The 3550-nt window shown below is 70.4% G+C and carries 2 protein-coding genes and 1 tRNA gene; 2 read left to right on the plus strand and 1 reads right to left on the minus strand.

The annotated features are described in order from the left end of the window. Nucleotides 1–122 precede the first annotated feature (122 nt). Nucleotides 123–195 (minus strand) — tRNA-Arg (locus AC08OX_RS14525). 352 nt (nt 196–547) lie between these two features. Between AC08OX_RS14525 and AC08OX_RS14530 the strand changes: the two genes are divergently transcribed. Together AC08OX_RS14530 and AC08OX_RS14535 are read left to right on the plus strand one after the other, a co-directional pair. After that, the gene (locus AC08OX_RS14530) at nt 548–1204 is read left to right on the plus strand and encodes a single-stranded DNA-binding protein (RefSeq protein WP_476608312.1); all 657 of its coding nucleotides are present in this window, start codon (nt 548–550) and stop codon (nt 1202–1204) included. 86 nt (nt 1205–1290) lie between these two features. Beyond that, on the plus strand, nt 1291–3550 hold a 2260-nt coding region (locus AC08OX_RS14535; RefSeq protein ID WP_476608313.1), incomplete at its 3' end, for a DUF7846 domain-containing protein.

Below are 3550 nucleotides of genomic sequence, written 5' to 3' on the forward strand. Positions count from 1 at the left end.
CCCCGAGTCACCCCACAGCACGTCTACAAAACGTCACCGATCACAACGTAGCGTGATCTCTGCGCGGCCCTGGACATGACGAGGGGATCGAAAAGGCGCAGCATGCGAGCCTGATCCCCGAGTGCGCCCGGCAGGGATCGAACCTGCGACCTGGTGCTTAGAAGGCACTCGCTCTATCCACTGAGCTACGGGCGCGCTTGCAGGGGATGGGCCCACCGGGGAGCTACAACAGGGTAGCAAGGTTCGACCAGGCATCGAACACGCGGGGACGCGCCGTCTCCTGGGAAGGTCAAGCTCCTGGGAAGGCCGAGGTACGACGCTGAGGCGTCCGTGGCAGGTGGGCAGACGGGATGCGTCGCGGACCGGCGTGGGGTCCGAGCGTCGGCGTGCCGGTGCGCGTGGGTCCGTGGATGCGTGGCCTGTGGGCGAACCCTCGTTATCCACAGGCGACCAACCGAGGGTTTCCGAAGTCGCCGTGACGGCTCACTGTGGGAGAGGCCGTTCGCGGCCAGCCCGGCGGATCCGTCCCTGACCCGAGGAGCACGCCATGCTCGAGACGACCATCACGCTTGTCGGCAACCTGGTCGACGATCCGGATCATCGGATGACGGCCAACGGTGCGTCGATATGCACCTTCCGCCTCGCATCGATGCCCCGCCGGTTTGATCGTTCCGAGAGCCGCTGGGTCGACGGAACCACGCTGTTCCTGCGGGTCTCCTGCTGGCGCCAGCTCGCGGACAACGTCGCTGCCAGCCTCGTCCGGGGTGATCGCGCGCTCGTCTACGGCAGGCTGCGGCAGCGGTCGTTCGAGACGGGCGAAGGGGAACGGCGGGTTACCTACGAGATCGACGCGGATGCGGTCGGAACCGAGCTCACCTGGCATGCGGCTCGCTCGGAGCGACTTGCCCGTCGCCCGGGCTCCGCGGTGGTGGCGGCGGCCGCGACGGATGTTCCCAGTGATCCGTCCGCTCTGGTGGGATCCGAGCACGGCGCTCTGGCCGGCTTCCCGGTCGCCGGTGCGGATGCGGATGCGGCCGGAGCGGCATCCGCCGCGACGGCCATGGCGTCGATGGCCGAGGGACCGCCGGAGGGTTCCGGGCGGCTCCAAGGCGCGGGTGCGGCGCCCGGCGAACCGCGCCCGTCCGCGGTGACGGTCGGCGATTCCCCCTGGCAGTCGTTTCCCTCCTCCCATGACCTGTCCTGACCGTCCAGCCGATGGTGGGGACCTGGAGGGCGAGTCGGACCGACCTGCGTCCGCTGCGGCCGAGGGCGCTGGGTACCGTGCCGTGGATGAGCAGCCGGCACGAGATGGGGCAGACGGGGCCTGTCTCCGTCGAACCCGGGACAGAGCCGCAGGCGCCCTTCGACGTCATCGATGCGCAGGTTGTCGTGAGTCCCGGCTTGGAGAGTGGCCTTGCGCACGGGACACCCGGATCGGTGGTCGCCGCCGTGCCCAGGGGTGACGCCGTGCCCAGGGGTAACACTGGGCTCGGGGGTGACGCCGAGCCCCGGAACGACACGCCGCGGTCCCGGCCGGACGGAGAACAACCGCCGGCCGGGCCGCCGGCTTCCGACGCCGCTCGCGGTCGGCGGACTCCCGTCCAGCGGCTGCGCGTTCGTCTCGCGAGCATCTCGGGGCCCGCTCGGTACGTGATGGTGCTCGCCGTTCTGAGCACGGCGGTCGCCGTCGTCCTCCGGCACACCGTGTTCCCGTTCCTGTCGGTCAACAACGACGAGGGCATCTACCTCCTGCATGCCAGGACCCTCGCCGAGGGCCGCCTGTTCCCGCCCGCCCCGGACCCGGCACGGTCCTACCTGCCGTGGCTGGGAACCGTTGTCGGCGATCACTACGTGTTGAAGTACACGCCCTTCGTACCCGCGATCTTCGCAATCGGCATCGTGCTGACGGGAAGCATCGATCCGGTGCTTGCAATGATCGTCATGGCGGCGGTCGTCGTCACCTACCTGCTGGGCGTCGAGCTGTTCGGTAACCGGCGGACCGCGGCGTTGGCGGCGACCCTGCTCGCCCTCTCCCCGCTGGTGATCCTGCAGAGCGCGATGGTGCTGAGCTACCTGCTGACCCTGGTGCTGCTGCAGGTGACCGTTCTGGGAGTGTTGCGGGGACGGCGCCGCCGACGGGCGGCACCGGTGGTCGTCGCGGGCCTCGCCCTCGGCGTGGCGGCGGCGGTGCGGCCGTACGACGTCGTCCTGCTCCTGGCTCCGCTCGCGATCTGGCTGCTCCTGACCTCCACGGGCGGGCGCTGGTGGCTGGGCTGGTGGCTGCTTTGCGGGCTCGCCGCGCCCGTGGCGCTTGTCCTGCTCAGCAACGCCGCTGCCACCGGTGACCCGTTGCGGCTGCCGTTCACGCTCCTCGAACCCGACGACAAGCTCGGCTTCGGGGTGCGCAAGCTGTATCCCGGCGACGGCAGGCACGACTTCGGCTTGCTCGAAGGGCTGCGGTCGGTCGGCGACCACCTGTGGCTGTTCGGCGGCTGGGCCTGCGGGGGAGTGGTGCTGGCCGGCTGCGCGATCGTCGTGGCGGCTCGGCGGCAGCTGTCCGCACCCGCCGCGCTCCTGGGTGCGGGTGGGCTGCTCTTCCTGGGCGGATACGTCGGCTTCTGGGGCGCGTGGAACGCGGCCGAGTTGTGGGGCGGCATCCGCTACGTCGGCCCTTTCTACCTGGTCCCGGTGCTCATCCCGCTCGTCCACCTCGGCGCGGAGGGCCTGGTCAGGGCCGGCGAAGCCGTCTTCGCCCGCGGGCGAAGACTCGGGCTCATCGCCGTCGCGGGGACCGGCGCCGCCATCCTGGCGCTCACGGCCGTCGTCCTGGTCGGGGCGGTGCGCGCCAACCTCACGCTCACCGGGCACGACCGTGACCTCAGCGCGATGCTGGATCGGCTGCCGGGCAATCCGCTCGTGTTCGTCGCGGCGAACCCGCCGTTTCTCGGGCATCCCACTCCGGTGACCGCGAACGGGCCGAAGCTCGAAGATCCTGTGCTGTTCGCCGTGTCGCGGGGGGTCGACGATCTCATCGTGGCCGCTGACCACGCGGACCGCCCGGCCTATCTGCTCCGCCTGGCATCGGCCTACGACCGCTCACCCGCCTCGCCCTCCACCGCGCGGGTCGAACGGCTGGCGGTCAGGAGCGGCAGGCGGGTGGCGGTGACCCTGAGAGTGGATGCCGCGCCCGCGGGCGCCCGTTCCGCCCGCGTCGTGCTCACCGAGGGTGTCCGCCGCCTGTCGATTCCGGTCCATCCGCGGATCCCCACCTCGATGATCCTCACCGTCGACGCGGACGGCCTCGATACCACCGATATCATCAGTATCACCAGTATTGCCAACATCGCTGGCGGCATGGACAGCACCGGAATCGTGACTGACCGCAACGACTCCGGTCGGTCCCGGGTGCATTCCGGATCCCTCGGCCGTCCGTCGGCGAGCACCGTGCGGGACGGTCGGGGCACCTCCATCACCGTGGCCTACTACGCGACGAGCCCTTCCGGACGGGAACATTTCCTCGATCAGCAGGTGTTGCCCGTGCGGCTGGCCG

It is taken from the genome of Frankia sp. CoBUL1, assembly GCF_978021245.1.